The organism is Massilia mucilaginosa (assembly GCF_011682145.1).
In the GTDB taxonomy this organism is placed as follows: Bacteria; Pseudomonadota; Gammaproteobacteria; order Burkholderiales; family Burkholderiaceae_D; genus Telluria_A; species Telluria_A mucilaginosa.
In genome coordinates, this window is sequence record NZ_WHJH01000151.1 from 1 (window position 1) to 1,309 (window position 1,309).

1 protein-coding gene is annotated in these 1,309 nt (G+C 61.7%); it reads left to right on the forward strand.

All coding sequences use genetic code 11. The annotated features are described in order from the left end of the window. Positions 1–1,032: type VI secretion system tip protein TssI/VgrG (tssI, locus tag F2P45_RS34200; RefSeq protein WP_166882656.1), on the forward strand; the 1,032-nt coding region annotated here is incomplete at its 5' end. Positions 1,033–1,309 lie beyond the last annotated feature (277 nt).

The following is a 1,309-nucleotide window of genomic DNA, read 5'->3' on the forward strand; positions in this document are numbered from 1 at the left end:
TGGCAGGCCAAGATTTTCACCGGCACGTCGGATTGCCGCGGCTTTGCGTCGGGTCACACCTTCAAGCTGACCGAGCACCACTGGTTCGAGCAGGGCGGCGGCGACAACGACTTCCTGGTGCTGTCGGTGCAGTACAGCGCGCGCAACAACTATTTCGAACGCGGCGCCAGCGATGTATACCGCAACAGCTTCAGCGCGATCCGCCGCAAGATTCCGTATCGTCCGCGCCAGGCGCACCTGCGTCCCAACATGCCGGGTCCGCAGACGGCCACCGTGGTCGGCCCGAAAGGGACCGAGATCCACACCGACAAGTTCGGGCGCATCAAGGTGCAGTTCCACTGGGACCGCTACGGCCGCCGCGACGAACTGAGCTCGTGCTGGATCCGCGTGTCGCAACCGTGGGCCGGCAAGAACTGGGGCACCATTTCGATTCCGCGCATCGGGCAGGAAGTGATCATCGATTACCTGGAAGGCGATCCGGATCGTCCGATCTGTACCGGCCGCGTGTACAACGACGACCAGCCGGTGCCGTACGACCTGCCGGCCGGCGCCCACATGATGGGCTTCAAGAGCCGTTCCACGCCGGGCGGGGGTGGCCATTGCGAGATGGTGATCCACGATCAGAAGGGCAAGGAGCTGATCAATATCCATTCGCAGAAGGATATGCTCACGACGGTGTTGAACAACCAGGACAACATTGTCCATGGACCGCACCAGACCAACACGGTGAGCAAGGGTTTCCACGTCACCAAGGTCAAGAAGCATATCGAGACCACGGCGGAAACGGCGCACATTCACGATACGGCCAAAACCAATATCGAGGCCACGGCGCAGACCGAGCACGTGCATGTGAAGGGCCATACGAATGTCGAGCTGACGGCGGAGACCGAGCATATTCATCTGACGGCAAGCACCGACATCACGCTGCAAGTTGGCAGCAGCAAGATCGAGATGAAAGCGGACGGCACCATCACCATCAGTGGTGTGCACGTCAAGGTGATCGGCAGCACCAAGATTGATTTGAACAGCTGATCGACGCCTGATCGCCAGCCCGGCGCCGATGGCGCGGGCTGGTTCGGCCGCGCTGCGCGCCGCCGCCATCCCCTGAAACGTCACCGCTGCGAGCGCTAGCGTGCCCGCGGCCTGGCACGTCGCGGTCAAGCTGATCGGGGCTGGTGGATATCGCCCCAAAGAGAACCAAGATGAAAGAACCGTCAAGCATGCCATACCATACCAATCACGCGACCTTCGAGCTGCCGGCGCAGCTCAAGGACAAGACCATGCACATGTTCACGCTGGCCGACGAGGG